At 70.7% G+C, this 16,600-nt stretch carries 20 protein-coding genes; 12 read left to right on the top strand and 8 right to left on the bottom strand.

The annotated features are described in order from the left end of the window. Positions 1–24: 24 nt before the first annotated feature. The 5 genes from DAETH_RS16190 to mnmG form a co-directional block, all read right to left on the bottom strand. On the bottom strand, positions 25–870 hold the full coding sequence (locus tag DAETH_RS16190; RefSeq protein ID WP_264775903.1) for a ParB/RepB/Spo0J family partition protein: 846 nt from the start codon (positions 868–870) through the stop codon (positions 25–27). Continuing rightward, positions 854–1,603, bottom strand: a complete 750-nt coding sequence (locus DAETH_RS16195) for a ParA family protein (protein ID WP_264775904.1) — start codon at positions 1,601–1,603, stop codon at positions 854–856. The genes DAETH_RS16190 and DAETH_RS16195 overlap by 17 nt, the downstream gene beginning before the upstream one ends. Next, a complete protein-coding gene (rsmG, locus tag DAETH_RS16200; protein WP_264775905.1) occupies positions 1,600–2,334 on the bottom strand; it encodes a 16S rRNA (guanine(527)-N(7))-methyltransferase RsmG in 735 nt (244 codons plus the stop codon). The genes DAETH_RS16195 and rsmG overlap by 4 nt, the downstream gene beginning before the upstream one ends. After that, complete coding sequence (locus DAETH_RS16205; RefSeq protein WP_264775906.1) at positions 2,331–2,630, bottom strand: hypothetical protein; 300 nt, start codon at positions 2,628–2,630, stop codon at positions 2,331–2,333. The genes rsmG and DAETH_RS16205 overlap by 4 nt, the downstream gene beginning before the upstream one ends. Before the next feature lie 109 nt (positions 2,631–2,739). After that, a complete protein-coding gene (mnmG, locus tag DAETH_RS16210; protein WP_264775907.1) occupies positions 2,740–4,554 on the bottom strand; it encodes a tRNA uridine-5-carboxymethylaminomethyl(34) synthesis enzyme MnmG in 1,815 nt (604 codons plus the stop codon). A gap of 218 nt (positions 4,555–4,772) precedes the next feature. Between mnmG and DAETH_RS16215 the strand changes: the two genes are divergently transcribed. The 9 genes from DAETH_RS16215 (at position 4,773) to DAETH_RS16255 (ending at position 12,948) form a co-directional block, all read left to right on the top strand. Continuing rightward, positions 4,773–5,882 carry a thiamine pyrophosphate-dependent dehydrogenase E1 component subunit alpha gene (locus DAETH_RS16215; RefSeq protein WP_264775908.1) on the top strand — a complete coding sequence of 370 codons (1,110 nt, stop codon included), beginning with the start codon at positions 4,773–4,775 and terminating at the stop codon, positions 5,880–5,882. Further along, complete coding sequence (locus DAETH_RS16220; RefSeq protein ID WP_264775909.1) at positions 5,879–6,904, top strand: alpha-ketoacid dehydrogenase subunit beta; 1,026 nt, start codon at positions 5,879–5,881, stop codon at positions 6,902–6,904. Before DAETH_RS16215 ends, DAETH_RS16220 begins: the two co-directional genes overlap by 4 nt. A gap of 14 nt (positions 6,905–6,918) precedes the next feature. Continuing rightward, a complete protein-coding gene (locus tag DAETH_RS16225) occupies positions 6,919–7,152 on the top strand; it encodes a hypothetical protein (protein WP_264775910.1) in 234 nt (77 codons plus the stop codon). A 32-nt stretch (positions 7,153–7,184) separates the two neighbouring features. Beyond that, the gene (locus DAETH_RS16230) at positions 7,185–8,699 is read left to right on the top strand and encodes a dihydrolipoamide acetyltransferase family protein (RefSeq protein ID WP_264775911.1); all 1,515 of its coding nucleotides are present in this window, start codon (positions 7,185–7,187) and stop codon (positions 8,697–8,699) included. A gap of 169 nt (positions 8,700–8,868) precedes the next feature. After that, positions 8,869–9,333 carry a hypothetical protein gene (locus tag DAETH_RS16235; RefSeq protein ID WP_264775912.1) on the top strand — a complete coding sequence of 155 codons (465 nt, stop codon included), beginning with the start codon at positions 8,869–8,871 and terminating at the stop codon, positions 9,331–9,333. Continuing rightward, positions 9,334–9,993: a response regulator transcription factor gene (locus tag DAETH_RS16240; RefSeq protein ID WP_264775913.1), complete on the top strand. Its 660-nt coding sequence runs from the start codon at positions 9,334–9,336 to the stop codon at positions 9,991–9,993. 90 nt (positions 9,994–10,083) lie between these two features. After that, positions 10,084–11,475 carry a sensor histidine kinase gene (locus DAETH_RS16245; RefSeq protein ID WP_264775914.1) on the top strand — a complete coding sequence of 464 codons (1,392 nt, stop codon included), beginning with the start codon at positions 10,084–10,086 and terminating at the stop codon, positions 11,473–11,475. Positions 11,476–11,600: 125 nt separating this feature from the next. Then, complete coding sequence (dprA, locus tag DAETH_RS16250; protein WP_264775915.1) at positions 11,601–12,677, top strand: DNA-processing protein DprA; 1,077 nt, start codon at positions 11,601–11,603, stop codon at positions 12,675–12,677. Between the two features lie 13 nt (positions 12,678–12,690). Further along, on the top strand, positions 12,691–12,948 hold the full coding sequence (locus DAETH_RS16255; RefSeq protein ID WP_264775916.1) for a hypothetical protein: 258 nt from the start codon (positions 12,691–12,693) through the stop codon (positions 12,946–12,948). A gap of 43 nt (positions 12,949–12,991) precedes the next feature. Here DAETH_RS16255 and DAETH_RS16260 read toward each other — a convergent pair whose 3' ends face one another. The 3 genes from DAETH_RS16260 to DAETH_RS16270 form a co-directional block, all read right to left on the bottom strand. Continuing rightward, the gene (locus DAETH_RS16260; RefSeq protein WP_264775917.1) at positions 12,992–13,270 is read right to left on the bottom strand and encodes a hypothetical protein; all 279 of its coding nucleotides are present in this window, start codon (positions 13,268–13,270) and stop codon (positions 12,992–12,994) included. A 109-nt stretch (positions 13,271–13,379) separates the two neighbouring features. Beyond that, complete coding sequence (locus DAETH_RS16265; RefSeq protein ID WP_264775918.1) at positions 13,380–13,874, bottom strand: peroxiredoxin; 495 nt, start codon at positions 13,872–13,874, stop codon at positions 13,380–13,382. Positions 13,875–13,947: 73 nt separating this feature from the next. Then, positions 13,948–14,235, bottom strand: coding sequence for a hypothetical protein (locus DAETH_RS16270; RefSeq protein ID WP_264775919.1), 288 nt, complete (start codon positions 14,233–14,235; stop codon positions 13,948–13,950). A gap of 61 nt (positions 14,236–14,296) precedes the next feature. Between DAETH_RS16270 and DAETH_RS16275 the strand changes: the two genes are divergently transcribed. The 3 genes from DAETH_RS16275 (at position 14,297) to DAETH_RS16285 (ending at position 16,480) form a co-directional block, all read left to right on the top strand. Beyond that, on the top strand, positions 14,297–15,286 hold the full coding sequence (locus DAETH_RS16275; protein WP_264775920.1) for an SDR family oxidoreductase: 990 nt from the start codon (positions 14,297–14,299) through the stop codon (positions 15,284–15,286). Positions 15,287–15,433: 147 nt separating this feature from the next. Then, positions 15,434–15,856, top strand: coding sequence for a DUF4397 domain-containing protein (locus DAETH_RS16280; RefSeq protein WP_264775921.1), 423 nt, complete (start codon positions 15,434–15,436; stop codon positions 15,854–15,856). Positions 15,857–16,018: 162 nt separating this feature from the next. Then, positions 16,019–16,480 (top strand): DUF4397 domain-containing protein, encoded by a 462-nt coding sequence (locus tag DAETH_RS16285; protein WP_264775922.1) that lies wholly within the window; start codon positions 16,019–16,021, stop codon positions 16,478–16,480. Positions 16,481–16,600: the final 120 nt, after the last annotated feature.

Here is a 16,600-nt window from a genome sequence, read left to right on the forward strand (position 1 = left end):
GCTCTCCCCCGCCTGCCCCCTGGGTTACTCCGCCGCGTACCCGAGGAGGTCGAGGATGCGGTCGAGTTCCTCGCGCGATCCGAAATCCAGCTCCACCCGGCCCCGGTCCTCGCCCGTGATGCGGACCCTCGTGCCGGTGCGGCGGCTGAGGTCGAGTTCAACCTGGCGGTAGGGGCGCGGGGGGTTGACCTGGATCGGGGCGGAGGTCTTGGTCTCGCGCCTCAACGCCTCCGCCTCGCGGACGCTCAGACGGCGGGTGCGAATCTGGTCGAGGGCCCAGGCGCGGTCGGCCTCGGGCTGGGCGAGGACGGCGCGGGCGTGCCCGGCGGTGATCTCCCCGGCGTCGAGGGCGCGCAGGGCCGCCTCCGGCAGGGTCAGCAGGCGCAGGGCGTTCGAGACCGTGGAACGGCCCTTGCCCACCGCCTGCGCCACGCCCTCCTGGTTGAGCCCCTGGTCGAGGAGGGCCTGGTACGCCCGCGCCTCCTCCAGCGGACCCAGGTCCTCGCGCTGGAGGTTCTCGATCACGGCGATCTCCAGCGCCTCCCGGTCGCCGAGGTCGCGGACGATGACGGGGACCTCGGTCAGTCCCGCGAGCTGCGACGCCCGCCAGCGCCGCTCGCCCGCCACGATCTCGTACCCCTCGCCGCGCGGGCGCACGAGGAGGGGCTGGAGCACGCCCTTTTCCCGGATACTCCCCGCGAGTTCGGCGAGCGCCTCCGGCTCGAAGACCTGACGGGGCTGATACGCCGCCTGCACGATCTGCCCCACCCGGACGGTCTGCACCGTCTGGCCCGTCCCGCTCCCGGCGGGCGGCGGTTTGCCGAGCAGGGCGTCGAGGCCGCGCCCCAGGCCACTAGATTTTTTCGACACGCTGCATCACCTCCTCGGCCAGCCTCTTGTAGGCCGCCGCGCCGCTCGACAGGGGCGCGAAGGCGTTGATGGGCTTGGCGAAGCTCGGCGCCTCCGACAGGCGCACGTTGCGCGGCACGACCGACCAGAACACCAGTTCGCCGAAATGCTGGCGCACCATCGTCTCGACCTCCTGCCCCAGGTTCGTGCGCCCGTCGAACATAGTGATCGCCACGCCCAGCACCTTTAGGCGCGGGTTGAGGCCTCCGCGCACCCGCTTGACCGTCTCCATCAGGCCCGCCAACCCCTCCAGCGCGAAATACTCGGCCTGGAGGGGGATCAGCAGGGCGTCGGCGGCGGCGAGCACATTCACCGTGAGGGGCCCCAGGCTGGGCGGCGCGTCGATCAGGACGAGGTCGTAGCCCTCCACCCGGCCCAGGAGACGGGTAAGGGCTCCCGGGTCGTCGGCGAGTTCCACCCCGGCACCCGCGAGGTCGGGCGTGGCGGGCAGCACGTCGAGCCCCGGCTGGCCGGAGGGCTGGACCAATTCGGAGACGCTCCCCGGCTCGCCCAGCGCCTCGTATAGGCCGCGCTCCTGCCCCCGCAGGCCGAGGCCGCTCGTCGCGTTGGCCTGGGGGTCCATGTCGATCAAGAGCACCCGGCGTCCGCCCGCCGCCAGGTACGCGGCGAGATTGATGGCGGTGGTGGTCTTCCCCACCCCGCCCTTCTGGTTCACGACTCCGAGAATCTTCACGTCACCTTCCAGAATAGCGGCTGCTTGTTCGGCACGCCCTCCCGGCGCGGGTAGCGCTCCGGCGTCGGTCCCGTCTTCTCGATCACCACCAGGGTGCGCGCGTCCCCCAGCACGGGCAGCGCGAAGGCGTCCACCGCCCGCACCTCTCCCCCGACCGCCGCCGCCGCCCGGGTGCCCGCCTCCAGCTCCTCGGGACTCAGCGCCCCCTTCTGCGCGACGAGCAGGCCGCCCACCGGGAGGAAGGGCAGGGCGAGTTCGGCGAGGATGGGCAGGGCCGCCACCGCCCGCGTGACCACCCGCTCGTACCCCTCCCGCTGCCCCGGCTCGCGCCCCAGGGCCTCCGCCCGCCCGACAAGCGGTTCCACGTTCGTCAGCCCGAGTTCCCGCGCCGCCCGGCCCACGAACTCCACCTTTTTCCGGGTCGCGTCCATCGCCGTGATCGCCAACTCCGGGCGCACGATGGCGAGGGGCAGGGCCGGAAAGCCAGCGCCCGTTCCCAGATCGAGAACCCGCCGTTCACCGCCCAGCCAGCCCCCCCGCAGGCAGGTCAACGAGTCCACGAAGTGTTTGAGGACGATGTCGCGCTCGTCCCGGAGCGAGGTGAGGTTGACCTGATCCGCCGCCATGACGAGCAGCTGGAGCAACTGCCCGAACACCTCGACCCGTGGGGTCAGATCCAGTTCCAGCGCCGCCGCCGCCTCCAGCAGGAGTCGTCTTCCCTCGGGGGTCATAGGCCGTACCTCTCCTTCATCGCCCGGTAACGCTCGAACACGTGCTCATCGATCTCCTCCAGCGGCAGACGGTCGAGGAGGGGAACGATCTGCTCCCGCAACACCTCGCCGCGCGCCATCCACTGAAAATAACGGCGCCCGCCGTGGTCGTACGGTCCATACAGCCGTGAGCCCGGGCACCACTCCAGCAGCCGCCCGAACAGCCGCTCGTGACGGGTGTGCATCCTCACCGTGACCTGCGGCTGCTTGCCGTCGCCGCCGAAGTGGCCCTCCCCGATCAGCACGCCCAACAGCACTCCCTCTTCAAAATTACTCAGGTGCAGTCCCCCTTATTGTTTCACCGTCAAGTTTCTCGTGAAACAGAAGAGGCGTCAAGCAGAGGACATTGGACGGTTCCAACTTGTTTCACTGTCGGGTTTCCCGTGAAACGCCACCTACGCGTCTGACGTGGACAAGCAGAGCGCTCACGTCGGCATGACGAACACCGGGGACCCGCGCCGCTTGGTCGACGGTCGCCGGGAGGACACGGCTCAACTTCTCTCGGGCTTCGTTTGAGAGGGCGGGAACCTGGGAGAAGTCGACCCCTCGCAGACTGATCTCCCGGGCCCGGGCCTCAGCGGCGAGTTGACGCTCGGCGCGCTCGATGTACCCCGCGTACTTCACCCGGATTTCCAGGGCCTCGCGCTCCTCCGGCGTCAGAGCAGGAAGCTCCACGCCCAGCGCCTCGACGTCGGTCAGGTTCAACTCGGGGCGGCGCAGCCAGGTGTCCCCGGTCTGCCCCTGGGCGCGCTGGGTCTGAAGGGCACGGATGCCCCGGACCACCCGGGCGTACTTTTCACGTACCTGGGCTCGCCGGGCCTCATCCACCAGCCCAAGCTCGAAGCCCAGCTCGGTCAAACGCTCGTCGGCGTTGTCCTGCCGCACGATCAAGCGGTGTTCCACGCGGCTCGTCATCATGCGGTAGGGCTCGTCGCTGCCCCTGAAAACCAGATCGTCGAGCAGGACACCGAGGTAGCCCGTTTCACGTGAAATCTGACGCTCCTCCAACCCCAGGGCCCGCCGCGCCGCCGCCGCTCCCGCCACAAGGCCCTGTGCCGCCGCTTCCTCGTAGCCGCTCGTACCGTTGATCTGACCCGCCGTGAAGACGCCGGGCAGAAGGCGGGATTCGAGGTTGAGGGTAAGTTCGGTGGAGTCCACCACGTCGTATTCCACGGCATAGGCGTACCGCTGGATGACGGCAGCCTCGAAGCCGGGGAGGGTCCGCACGAGCCGGTCCTGAAGGCGGGGCGGAAGGCTGGAACTGAACCCCTGGAGGTACACCTCGCTCGTCTGCACGCCGTCAGGTTCCACGAACAGCAGGTGACGGTCGTGGTGGCAGAAACGCACGACCTTGTCCTCGATGCTCGGGCAGTAGCGCGGGCCCAGCCCCTCGATGTCCCCGGCGTACATGGGCGACTCGTGAAGGTTCTCGCCGATCAGGCGGTGCGTCTCGGGGGTGGTGTGGGTCTGCCAGGTCGGGGACTCGGCGGCGCGCAGGCCGGGTTGCCCCGTGAAGCCGCGCGGCTGGGGATCGGCGGGGATCTCCAGCAGGTCGGCGAAGCGCACCGAGTCGGCGCGGACGCGGGGCGGGGTGCCTGTCTTGTACCGCTTGAGGACGTGCCTGGCGCGGGCGAGGGGCTGGCTCAGGAAACGGGAGGGCGGCTCCCCCTGACGGCCCTCGGGGCGGGAGTGACGGCCGTACCAGGTGACGGCGCGCATGAAGGTTCCCGCCGCGATCACCACGCTGCGGGCGGCGAGGCGGCGGCCGTCGGTCGTGACGACAAGCCAGCCACCCCGCCCGTCCGGCTCCAGGTCGGCGGCCTCGCCACGGACTACGTCGATCTCCGGGTGTCCCAGAATGACGTCCTGTGCCCGTTCGGCGTAGGCGTCACGCTCGTTCTGCACTCGGAGGGACTGCACGGCGGGCCCCTTGCTGGCATTCAGGACCCGGGTGTGGATGGCCGTGTCGTCGGCGAGGCGGCCCATCAGCCCTCCGAGCGCCTGAATCTCGAAGACGAGCTGGCTCTTGCCCGGCCCGCCCACGGCCGGGTTGCAGGGCATCCGTCCTATGGTCGCCGGGTTCCCGACCAGCAGGGCCGTGCGGGCGAATTTTACGGCGGCCCAGGCGGCCTCCAGGCCCGCGTGCCCCCCGCCAATCACGATCACGTTCCAGCCGCTCATGTCAGCGCGAGTGTAGCAACGGGGGAGAGGCGGTCATTCCCGCCGGAGTCACGGTGAGGAAGGGGATTGGGGCGGGACAGGGAGCGGCTCCGTTCACCGGGGGCATTCCCGCCTCCCGGCACGGAGCCGCTAGAATGCCTAACGAGCGTTTGCTAGACAGCCGAGGTCGGGGCACGGGTTTGCGTGTCCCCACCGCCCGACCGCTCAGGAGGCCCGTCATGATTCAGCCGTTCACCTCGGACCCGCTGCGCTGGGTCGCCGAAGACGGCCAGCCCATCCGGGAACTGCCCGCCCGCTTCACGCCCGACGTGCTGCGGGGCCTGCACCGCGACATGGTGCGGGCGCGGGAGTTCGACCGCAAACTCGTCACCCTGCTCCGTCAGGGCCGCACCACCTTCTACGCCCAGTCGCGGGGGATGGAGGCCACCCAGGTCGGCCTCGCCCGCTCGATCCAGGTGGGCCACGACTGGGTGTGGCCGTACTACCGCGACCACGCCCTCGGCCTGACGATGGGCGTGCCGCTCCTCGACCTCGTCAGCCAGTGCCTCGGCACCAACTCGGACCCCAGCCGGGGGCGCCAGATGCCGCACCACTTCGGGGCGGAGCGGCAGAACTTCGTCTCGATCAGCTCCTCCATCGCCTCGCAGGTGCCGCCCGCCGCCGGGAACGCCCTGGCACAGAAGTACCTGGGCGTAGGCGAGATCACCGTCTGCACTTTCGGGGACGGGGCGACGAGCGAGGGCGACTGGCACGCGGGGGTCAACATGGCCGCCGTGAACGGGGCGCCCTGCCTCTTCGTCTGCGAGAACAACCAGTGGGCGATCAGCACGCCTCTCAGAGCCCAGACCGCGAGCGAGACGGTCCACGTCAAGGCCCGTGCCTACGGCATGCCCGGCTACCTCGTGGACGGCAACGACATCGTCGCGGTCATGGAGGTGATGTCGTCCGTCGCGGAGGAGGTGCGGCAGGGAAACGGGCCCGCCCTCGTCGAGTGCCTGACCTACCGGGTCGGCTCGCACTCCAATGCGGACGCCGACGCGGAGAAGAACTACCGCACGCGTGAGGAGGTGGCCCTCTGGACTGGCCGCGACCCCATCGCCCGGGTCGAGGGGCTGCTGGAGCACCTGGGCCATCCGGTGAGCGCCGAGGAACGCGCCGACCTGATCGCCGCCACCCACCGCGAGGTGGACGAGGCGGTGCGGCAGGCCGAGGCGAGTGGGCAGCCCGACTGGCGCATCATGTTCGAGGACGTGTACGCCGACCTGCCCGTCCACCTGCGCGAACAGGCCGCCTTCCTGCGCGCCGAGCAGACGGGGGGGCAGGCATGACGGTCACCGAGTCCCGGCCCGCCGACCAGGGGAGCGCCGCCCCCGCGACGCGCACCCTCACCCTGATCCAGGCGGTCACGGAGGCGTTGCGGGAGGAACTCGCCCGCGACGAGCGCGTCGTGGTCTTCGGGCAGGACGTGGGGGCGCGCGGCGGCGTCTTCCTGGCGACGGCGGGTCTCCAGGCCGAGTTCGGCGAGCGGCGGGTGTTCGACACGCCCCTCAGCGAGGCGAGCATTGTGGGGGTGGCGGTCGGGATGGCCGTGCGCGGGATGCGGCCCGTCGCCGAGATTCAGTTCGCCGACTATATGGGGCCGGGCTTCGACCAGATCGTCAGCCAGGCGGCCAAGATTCGTTACCGCTCAGGGGGGCAGTTCACCGCGCCCCTCGTCATCCGCACCCCCTCGGGCGGCGGCGTGAAGGGCGGGCACCACCACAGCCAGAGCCCGGAGGCGTATTACGCGCACACGCCGGGGCTCAAGGTCGTGATGCCCAGCACTCCCTACGACGCCAAGGGGCTCCTCAAGGCGGCGATCCGGGGCAGCGACCCCGTTATCTACTTCGAGCCCAAACGGCTGTACCGGGCGTCAAAGGGGGAGGTTCCGACCTACGACTACACCATCGAGCTGGGCCGTGGGGCGGTGCGCCGGGAGGGAGGGGACCTCACCCTGATCGGCTACGGCGGCGTGATGCCCGACGTGGAAAAGGCCGCGCAGGCCCTCTCCGGGGAGGGGGTGGAGGCGGAGGTGATCGACCTTCGCTCCCTGGTTCCCTGGGACCGCGACCTCGTGCTGGGAAGCGTGGAGAAGACCGGGCGGGCGGTCCTCGTCAGCGAGGCGCCCCGCACCGCCAACTTCATGGGCGAGGTCGCGTACGTGATCCAGGAGGCGCTGTTCGACCGCCTGCTCGCGCCCGTCTCGCAGGTCGCGGGGTTCGACACTCCCTACCCCTACGTACAGGACAAGGTGTACCTCCCCGGCGCCAACCGGATCGCGGCGGCGTGCGTGAAGGCCCTCACCTACTAGCTTAAGGTCAGGGCATGAAACCGGACCTTCTGCGCCCTCTACTCGGCATCCTCGGGCTCGCTATCGGGTTCACCGTGTACCCGCTGGTGAACCGGGCGCCCGATCCCTGGCCGGACCTCCTTGTCGGCGGCATGTTCGCCCTGCTGGGAGTGAGCGCGTGGGTGTACGCGCGTGGGGAGCGCTGGATTCAGGTCCTGGGCACGCTGCTGATGGTCTACGGCCTGGCCCGCATGTTGTTTCTGCGGTGACTTCAACAAGACACAACCAATCGAGGTTCCAAGTGAGAGAAGTGCTGCTGCCCGAACTCGCCGAGAGCGTGGTCGAGGGCGAAATCCTGAAGTGGCTGGTGGGGGAGGGCGAAAGCGTGGCCCTGGAGCAACCCCTGTGCGAGGTGATGACCGACAAGGTGACGGTGGAGCTTCCGAGCCCCGTCGCGGGTGTGCTCCAGAAGCGGCTGGCGAAGGAGGGCGACGTGGTGCCCGTCCACGCCCCCATCGCCCTGATCGACGAGGCGGCCGAGGCGGCGGGAAGGGGAGGGGAGAGCCCGGCTCCCTCAGCGGTCCCGGAGACCAACAGCGAGTTGCCAGTCCAGGCCGAGGAGGAACGGTCACAGATGACCGGGGACGCCGACACGGGCAGCATCGTGGAGGCAGGGCACGTCGCGGCGAGCGCGGACGACGACGCGAGCCTTTTCAAGGCGTTCACCTCGGACGAGGCGGTGAGGGTGCAGGGGCTGGGGACACGGGGTGGGGAAACGGCCACCCTCAGCCTGCCCGTCCAGACCCCCGCGCCCACTCGGAACGCAGGCCGGGTCCCCGCCGTTCCGGCCGCCCGGCGGCTCGCCCGTGAACTCGGGGTGGACCTCGCACAGGTACGCGGGAGCGGGCCGAACGGGCGGATTCGGTTGGAAGACGTGAGCGCCCACGCGCAGACGGCCCCGGCGCAGCAAACCTCGGCCGCGCCACCCCCTGCTCCGGCTCCTCCCGCACCTGTGTCAGCGCCCGCCTCCCCACCACCAACCCCCGCCACAAAGGGTGGCGGTTTCCCCGTTCCCCCGCCCCAGTACCGTACGCCCAAGGGCTACGAGCACCTTGAGGAGCGGGTGCCGCTGCGGGGAATGCGCCGGGCGATCTCCAGTCAGATGCAGGCGAGCCACCTCTACACCGTCCGCACCCTGACGGTGGACGAGGTGAACCTGAGCAAACTGGTCGAGTTCCGCTCGCGCGTGAAGGACGAGGCGCAGGCGGCAGGCGTGCGGCTCAGCTACCTGCCCTTCATCTTCAAGGCGGTCGCGGCGGCCCTGCGCAAGTACCCCAGCCTGAACTCCTCGTACGACGAGGCGACGGGCGAGATCGTCCTCAAGCGGTATTACAACCTCGGCATGGCGGTCGCCACCGAGGCGGGCCTGACCGTGCCCGTGCTGCGCGACGTGAACACGAGGAGTGTTTTCGAGCTGGCCGGGCAGGTCACGGACCTCGCCTCGCGGGCGCAGGCGGGCAAGCTCACGCCGGACGACATGGCGGGGAGCACCTTCAGCGTGACGAACATCGGCTCCATCGGGGCGCTGTTCTCCTTCCCGATCATCAACGTGCCCGACGCGGCGATCTTAGGCGTGCACTCCATCCAGAAGCGGCCCATCGTGAACGAGCGGGACGAGATCGAGGTGGCGCACATGATGTACCTCTCGCTGAGCTTCGACCACCGGCTCGTGGACGGTGCGGAGGCGGCGCGGTTTTGCAAGGAGGTCATCCGGTTGCTGGAAAATCCCGACCGGCTGCTGCTGGAGGCGATCTAGGAGCGGTCAGCCGTCAGCTCTCAGCGGTCAGCCTCCCAGGTCGGCCGCCTCGCGGGCGTTTAAATCTCTCCTCAAGGGGCGGTCAAAGGGGCGTCAGCTTAGGTCTTTAGGATGAACGATCACGGGCACAACTTAGGTTGTGTGCCCTGGATTGGATACAGTGAACCCGATGACCCTCACCCGCACCCTCGCGCTCCTGACCATGATCGCCCTCGCCTCCCCGGCGCAGGCGCTGAAGCTGATCATCTGGGACCGCGAACTCCAGACCAAGCTGGGGTACGGCGAGACGACCGGGAAGGGCATGACCGTGCAGCTCGTGAAGGACTACACCGGCCCGGTGGTGGCCCTCTTCTCACGCGAGGACGAGGAGAAGGCCGCCGGGCTCTACGCGAGCGTGCAGAGCCGCTATGACGGCTTCCTGCGGGCCGGTCAGCTCAACCTGGAAACGCCGGGCGGCAGCGTGACCCTGAGGCGCTTTCTGGAGGGGCTCAAGCTCAACCTGCTGCCCCAGCCCGCCGGGCAGACGCTGCTGCTCCCGGGCCTGCGCGCGGCCACCGACAAGAGCAAGCTCGGCCCGGATAAGTCCAAGGCACCCGCCGACCCAGCCACCCCGTCCCCCCAAGGAGACCGCTGAATGCTCGCCCAGATTCTCGTCGTGGAGGACGACCCGCATCTCGGGCCGCTCCTCAAGGAATACCTCTCCGCCGACTACCTCGTTCACCACGCGTCCACGCTCAAGGAGGCGCAGGCGTGGCTGGGCACCCACTCCGCCCAGCTCATCCTGCTCGACCTCAACCTTCCCGACGGCGACGGGCTCGACCTCGTGCAGGCCCTGCGGCAATACTCCAGCACGCCGGTCCTGGTGCTCTCGGCCCGTTCGGGAGTGCAGGAGCGGGTGGCGGGGCTGAACGCGGGGGCGGACGACTACCTCACCAAGCCCTTCGCCATGCCCGAACTCGACGCGCGGATCACGGCCCTGCTGCGCCGCACCGCCGCCGGGACGGGCGTGAACCTCGGCAACACCAGCCTCTCGACGAGCAGCCTGCTGCTGACGGTGAACGACAAGAACGTGAACCTCACCGAGCACGAGGCGCGCATCCTCGAACTGATGATGCGCACGCCCGAGCGGGTCTTCTCGCGCGCGGACATCGAGTCGCACCTCTACGGCTGGGAGACGCCCAACAGCAACAGCGTGGAGGTCCGCATCTCGCAGCTCCGCAAGAAGCTGGAGCAGGCGCACAGCGACCTGCGCATCCGCACGATCCGCAACGTCGGATATGTCCTGCAAGCCTGAGGGCGTCCGCTCTAGACTTTCCGGCATGAACCCCGCTCCTGCCCGCCCCGCGACCGACCGCCGGGGCGGGTTTGCCCTGGAGAGGCCAGCGTGACCCGCGCCCCCCTGCGCACGGCGCGCGTGGCGTGGCGGCACAGCCTGCGCTTCCGGCTCGCGCTCGTGTACACGCTGGTGGCCCTGCTCCTGATCGGGGTGATCGGGCTGGGCGTGATGACCCTGCTGCTGCGTCAGATGGACGCGCAGTTCCAGACCCGGCTCAACGAGCGGGCCGACAGCCTCGCCGAGGCGTTCCTGAGCCGGGGGCAGAGCCTGGGCAAGTCGCCGGGGGGCGCGGGCGTCTACACCATGATCGTGGACGAGAACGGGCGGGTCCTCGCCGCTACGCCCGCCCTGCGGCAGTACGAGCGGGCGCCCTTCCCCTTCGAGGGGCAGGCCACGGTGCAGATCGGCGACCTTCCCGCCCGGACGACCACCCGCAGACTCGGCGACTTCGGCACCCTGTGGGTCGCGCTGCCGGAAGACGCCCTGATCGACGCCCGGCGCATCGCCCTGAACGCGCTGCTGCTCGCGCTGCTCGTCACGCCCCTGCTGATGTTCGTGGTGGGCTGGTGGGTGGGGCGCCGCGCCCTGGCGGGGCTGGGCGAGGCCGCCGACCTCGCTGACCGCATCGACCCCACCCGCAGCCTCGCCACCCTGCCCCTGCCCCCCCGCGAGGACGAGGTCCACCGCCTGCTCGCGGCCCTCAACCGCCTGCTCGTGCGGATCGAGGCGGGGCAGGCGCGGGAAAAGCAGCTTCTGGGGCAGATCGTTCACGAACTCGGGGCGCCCCTCACCGTCCTCAGGGCGAGCCTCACGCGGGCGGCCGAGCGCGGTGGGGACCCGGAGGTCGTGCGGGCTGCCCTCGTCGCCGACGAGCTGACCTTCACCACCCAGGACCTGATGCAGCTCGCGCGGGGGCAACTGGAGATGCGGCTGGTGTGGCACTTCATCCCGGCGGCGACCCTGCGCGGACGGCTCGACCGGCTGGTTCCGGGGCTGACCTTCGTGGGGGACTGGGACGGCATGATCCTGTGCGACCCCGACCGCCTGACCCAGGCGCTGCGCAACCTCCTCGCCAACGCCCGCCGCGCCGCCGGGCCGGAGGGTCAGGTCTCGGTGACCCTGCGGGAGACCTCCGAGCACGTCACCTTCACCGTGTGCGACTCCGGCCCCGGCCTGCCCGCCGACCTCGGTGAGCGCATCTTCGACCCCTTCGTGAGTGGCAGCGGCTCCAGCGGGCTGGGCCTGAGCGTGGCCCGCCAGATCGCCGTCCTGCACGGCGGCACGCTGACGGCGGGAAGCGCGCGGGCGGAGGGAACCCGGCCCGGCGAGGCGGTCGGCGGCGCCCAGTTCACCCTGACCCTCCCCGGCGCGGCCCTCGGCGACGACGAGGAGGAGTTCGGGGAGGAGACGGAGGTTCGGGAACCGCTGCGGCTCTCGTGAGGGGGCCATCCATGAGGTCGGGCTCACCGTCTTCCGGGCCTCCGGGATGACTCCCACGTCCGTCCCCGAATGTCCATCACCCGGGAGAAGGAATTTTGTGTGGACGCCGCCCCTATCCTGCCACGGTGACCTCCGCCGACCACCTCGCCGAGCTGCGGGCCCTGCTCACCCTGCGCCTGACCCCCCACCTCGGGCCGCGCCGCATCGAGAACCTGCGCCTTCATTTTGGAAGTGCCGGGGCCGCCCTGCGTGCTCCCCTCACCGCCCTGCGCGCGGTGCCCGGCCTCGACGTGAAGTCGCTGGAGGCCGTCGGCACCCCCAAGGCGGCCCAGGGGGCGGAGGCCGAGCTGGACAAGGCCCGGGCGGAGGGTGTCACCCTGCTCGGGCGCGGCCTGGAGGGCTACCCGCCCGCCCTCGACGCCCTCGGCGACCCGCCCCCGGTGCTGTGGGTGCGGGGAGAACTGCCCGACTTTCCGGTCGTCCCGCGTGCGGTGGGGATTGTGGGGACCCGGGGAGCAAGCCCCCACGCCCTCGCTCTTACCCGCGCCCTCGCCGCCGACCTCGCGCGGGCGGGCGTGACGGTCGTGAGCGGCCTCGCCCGGGGGGTGGACACCGCCGCCCACGAGGCGAGCGTGGGGGCCGGGGGAGTCAGCGTGGGCGTCCTCGGCAGCGCCGTGAACCGCGTCTACCCGGCCGAGAACGAGCGGCTGGCGGAGCGCCTCACCCTGCTCAGCGAGTACCCGCTTGGTACCGGCCCGGCGCAGCATCACTTCCCGACGAGAAATCGCCTCATCGCGGCGCTCAGCGCGGGTGTCGTGGTCGTGGAGGGGGAGCTGAAGAGCGGGTCGCTCATCACCGCCACCCACGCCCTCGAATGCGGACGCACCGTCTTTGCCGTGCCGGGCCGCGCCGGGGACCCCCGCGCCGCCGGGCCCCACCGCCTGCTGCGCGAGGGGGCGGTCCTCACCGAGGCGGCAGGCGACGTTCTGACAGAACTCGGCTGGGACGCGGCGCCCGCCGCCCCCACCCCCGACCTGCCCCCCGAACAGGCCCGCGCCCACGCCGCGCTGAAGACCCCCGCCACCCTCGACGACCTGCACGCCTCGACCGGCCTGCCCCTGCCCGAGTTGCAGACCGCGCTCGTGATGCTGCAACTCATGGGGCTGGCCGAGGAGGTCGGCGGGCGCTGGGCGCGGCGGTAGGGGAGGGGAGAGCGTGGAGTTGACCGAGGCCCGGGTGCGAGTCCTGAGGGCCATGCGTGAAGGCGCCGAACTCGTCATGCACGTCCGGCAGACCGGGCGCGGCCCGTACTACACGCTGGCGGGCAGGCGGCTGAGCGTGGTGACCCTCAAGGAGCTGGAGGAGTGGAGGTTCGTCGCCCGGGAGGGTGGGCCCGGGCAGACGAGGGCCACCTACACCCTCACCCCGGCGGGGGAGGCAGCGTTGGCGGACTGGGAGGCGTCGCAGCGGTAAACCCGTGGGTTCACGCGAGGAAGCGAACGGCCCGGGGATAGCGTCAGAGGTCGTCCGTCCCCGTCACCCCTCCGCCGATGCCGCTGACGAGCCCCTCCTCCCGCTCGCGCTCGTCGTCCATGCTGGCCGTGATCGCTTCCGTGTCCTGGGGGGCGTCGTGGGCGGGGGTGGAGAACGCCCCGACTTCCCCGCTCTCCGGCTCGCCCCCGAAGGCGGAGACTCCATCGACGCTTCCCGCCTCCCCCGGGGCTCCCGCATGCTCGGGAGTGTCGTCCGTGATGCCCCTCATGCCGCCCGTGGCCGTCGCTCCGTCGTCCGTCATCGTCTCTCCTTTCGAGCCCCCTCAGCTTAGGAATTGCGGGGGACGAACGTCCTGAGGAGGGGTGAAGGGCGGTTGTGGCGCTCCACATCCGTAGGAGAGTGCTCAGCCCTCACGCCGAGGTGGCCTGGAGTTCCCGGAGCTTCCGGAGAACCTCGGCGGCGTGGACGTTGGGAGTGACCTCCCGCCAGCGGTGCGCAATCCGCCCTATGGACGAGATCAAGAAGGTCTCGCGGCGGGCCAGGGCGACGTCCTCTCCGGGTTCGGGGTCGTCCAGAACCCCGTACAGACGGCTCAGCCCCCCGCTCCGGTCGGAGATCAGGGGAAAGCTCAGGTCGCACAGGCCCCGGAACTCCGTCTGGCGCTGCCGCGTGTCGCTGCTGACGCCCACGACGCAGGCGCCCGCCGCCTGAAACTCGGGGAAGAGGGCCTGGAAGCGCCGCGCCTGCATCTGACAGTGGCTGGCCGCCGCCCGGGGAAAGAAGAACAGGATTACCCAGCGGCCCCGCCATCCGGAGAGACCCACGCTGCACCCGTCGTTGTCCGGGGCCGTGAAGTCGGGAGCCGGGTCGCCGATCTGGAGCGGTCTCACACCTGGGATCGTCATAGCGTGCGCCTATTGTGCCCCGCGCGGCCCTCTCGGCGAGCCCGAAAAGTTCACGGGGCCGGCGCGGTGGGGGTCAGGCGTGCTGCGGCCCGTAGTCCTTCTCCACGTTCACGCGCGGCGGGCCCGGTAGTTCGACACCCTCCTCACCGCCGTCCACGAGATCGGTGAGCCGCCCGTGCAGGCCCACCATCAGGGTCCCCCCCTCCCCGGAGACCCCTATCGCGGCCGGGTCCAGGACGACCACCCAGCCGCCGCCCCGCCACTCCACCCGCGCCGTCACCGTGTCGCCGAGGGCCAGGGCCGCGACCTCCAAGTCGTCGAGGCGGACGCGGACGCGGCCCGAGACGAAGCGCACCTTCACGGGCCGACCTGCCAGGGAAGCAAGCTCATGGGCCCATGGTAGCGGCGTGGGATGCTGGGGCATGGCGAAGATGAGCGTTCTGGTCCTGGGCGGCACGCGGTTCGTGGGTCGGCACATCGTGGAGGCCCTCCTGGCGGGCGGGCACCGGGTCAGTGTCCTCACGCGCGGGCGCACCCCCGACGACCTGCCCGGCCAGGTCGAGCGGCTGCGCGGCGACCGCGACGAGGGAGAGGCGGGCCTCAAAGCCCTGGCGGGGCGGACCTGGGACGCCTGCGTGGATGTGAGCGGCTACACGCCTCGGCAAGTGCGCGCGAGCGCGGAGATGCTGCGAGACGCGGTGGGGCGGTACGTTTTCGTGAGCACCGGGAGCGTCTACGCCGAGCAGGACCGCCACCCCGTCCGGGAGGACGACCCCCTCCTCCCCCAGGCCGACGAGGACGTGACCGAGGTGACGGGCGAGACGTACGGGCCCCTCAAGGTCACCTGCGAGCGAATCGTGCGGGAGGTGTTCGGGGCGCGGGCGACCATCCTCCGCCCGCAGATCGTGGCCGGTCCCTTCGACCCGACCGGGCGCTACACGTACTGGGTGGACCGGGTGGCGGCGGGCGGGGAGTTCCTGGCCCCCGGGGACGGGTCGGACTTCGTGCAGGTCATCGACGCCCGCGACCTCGCCCGCTTCACGGTCGGGGTGTTGGAGGGGGACGTTCCGGGCGTCTTCAACCTTTCCGGACCCCGCCTGACCTGGCACGAGTTTCTGGACGTGGTGCGGGGGGCGACGGGCTCGGACGGCACGCCCGTCTGGGTGGACCCGGCGACGCTGGAGGCGCACGGCGTCGGCTGGCGGGAACTCACCCTGTACATCCCGGTGAACGGCGAGCAGGGTGGGCTGATGGACATGGCGAACGAGCGGGCGCTGGCGGCGGGGCTCACCCTCACCGACCCGCTGGTGACGGCGCGGGACACCCGGGCCTGGAGCGAGGACACCCCGCAAAAGGCCCCCCTGTCCCGCGAGCGCGAGGCCGAGGTGCTGCGGGCGGTGCGGGAGGGTTGAGCCTTCCCTGACAGCCTGGTGAAGCTGGCCTTGAGGGGCGCTGCACACGATCTTCGAATGGCGCGCGAGGAACGTTGAAAATCGCGGCCTAACCTCCGGGCATCAGGGAAGCCAAAGGGGCCTACCTGAACGACCGGAGGAAAGACCATGAACAAGCTTGCCAAGACCGCCCTGATCCCCGCTGCCCTCGTCCTGACCCTGAACGGCACCCTGAACACGGCCCACGCCCAGACCACCACGGCCACCACGCAGGCCCGCCCCAACGTCCTCTTCCTCGCCGACACCGGCCGCCCGGGTGCGGTGGACGTGTACGTGGACGGCACGCGGGTCGAGGCGGGCGTGCAGGCGACCGACCGGCCCAGCCTCCTCTTCCTGACTCCCGGCGCCCACGACATCACGGTGAAGACCAGCCTGAATGGTCAGGTGCTGGCGACGGCCACCCTGAACGTGCTGCCGAACAGCCTCAACGCGGTGAGCCTGCAAAACGACTACGACGCGAACGGAATGGACTACACCCTCGCCCTCGTCAGCGGCAGCACCGCCGTGCGCAACCTGGTGAACGCCGATTGACTGTCCCCATCCCCTCGACTCGGCCCCCGTGAGCCTGGGGGCGGAGCGTTTCATGAAAGGGAGAGGCTAGGCCGCCTTTAGCGGACCCGTGCGAAGTACGGGCCGAACGGCCCTAGCCTGGCGACCAGAGGCCACAGGCCTACTCTTCCGGAGGTACTGCTCATGATCACACCCCCGCGCGCCCTGCGCCCCGCCCTCGCCCTGCTGACCCTCGGCGCCGTGGCCCTGGGGACCCTGACGGGCTGCGCTCCCGCCCAGGCCGGCGTCCAGCCCGCCGGGCCGTCCCTTTCCCCCTACGCCACACGAGCAGACGCCGCCACCCTGGTCTTCCGCACGCAGGCGGCGCGGGCAGGCGCGGTGGACGTTCTTCTCGACGGAACGCCGATCCTGCGGCAGGTGCGCCCGACGGACTCCTACCGGGTGACCACGCTGTCCCCGGGGCAATACAACCTCAGCGTCCGCAACTCGCTGAACGGGGTCCTCCTGGCGGACGTGACCGCCAATCTGCAGGGGAACGAGTCTTACGCGCTGCTCTTCGACCTCGCCCCGACGGGCGGCGAGGGCATCGAGTACCGCCTGCGGCTCGGCCAGGGCAGCGCCGCCGTGTCCAATCTGGTGTATTAGGGAGCACGGCCCCTCTGGAAAGGCTTCTCGACCCGGATGGCCCCCTCCTCCCGAGCGGGGTCATTCTGCTGAAAGCCAGAAGGTAGGCCGGGCGGGAAAGGGGCAAAAAGGCCGGGTGGT

Source organism: Deinococcus aetherius, from assembly GCF_025997855.1.
GTDB lineage: Bacteria > Deinococcota > Deinococci > Deinococcales > Deinococcaceae > Deinococcus > Deinococcus aetherius.

Coding starts and splice junctions, on each gene's coding strand:
- rsmG (WP_264775905.1), bottom strand. CDS start 2,334: ATGACCCCCGAGGGAAGACGACTCCTGCTGGAGGCGGCGGCGGCGCTG.
- mnmG (WP_264775907.1), bottom strand. CDS start 4,554: ATGAGCGGCTGGAACGTGATCGTGATTGGCGGGGGGCACGCGGGCCTG.
- DAETH_RS16215 (WP_264775908.1), top strand. CDS start 4,773: ATGATTCAGCCGTTCACCTCGGACCCGCTGCGCTGGGTCGCCGAAGAC.
- DAETH_RS16220 (WP_264775909.1), top strand. CDS start 5,879: ATGACGGTCACCGAGTCCCGGCCCGCCGACCAGGGGAGCGCCGCCCCC.
- DAETH_RS16225 (WP_264775910.1), top strand. CDS start 6,919: ATGAAACCGGACCTTCTGCGCCCTCTACTCGGCATCCTCGGGCTCGCT.
- DAETH_RS16235 (WP_264775912.1), top strand. CDS start 8,869: ATGACCCTCACCCGCACCCTCGCGCTCCTGACCATGATCGCCCTCGCC.
- DAETH_RS16240 (WP_264775913.1), top strand. CDS start 9,334: ATGCTCGCCCAGATTCTCGTCGTGGAGGACGACCCGCATCTCGGGCCG.
- DAETH_RS16260 (WP_264775917.1), bottom strand. CDS start 13,270: ATGACGGACGACGGAGCGACGGCCACGGGCGGCATGAGGGGCATCACG.
- DAETH_RS16265 (WP_264775918.1), bottom strand. CDS start 13,874: ATGACGATCCCAGGTGTGAGACCGCTCCAGATCGGCGACCCGGCTCCC.
- DAETH_RS16275 (WP_264775920.1), top strand. CDS start 14,297: ATGGCGAAGATGAGCGTTCTGGTCCTGGGCGGCACGCGGTTCGTGGGT.
- DAETH_RS16280 (WP_264775921.1), top strand. CDS start 15,434: ATGAACAAGCTTGCCAAGACCGCCCTGATCCCCGCTGCCCTCGTCCTG.
- DAETH_RS16285 (WP_264775922.1), top strand. CDS start 16,019: ATGATCACACCCCCGCGCGCCCTGCGCCCCGCCCTCGCCCTGCTGACC.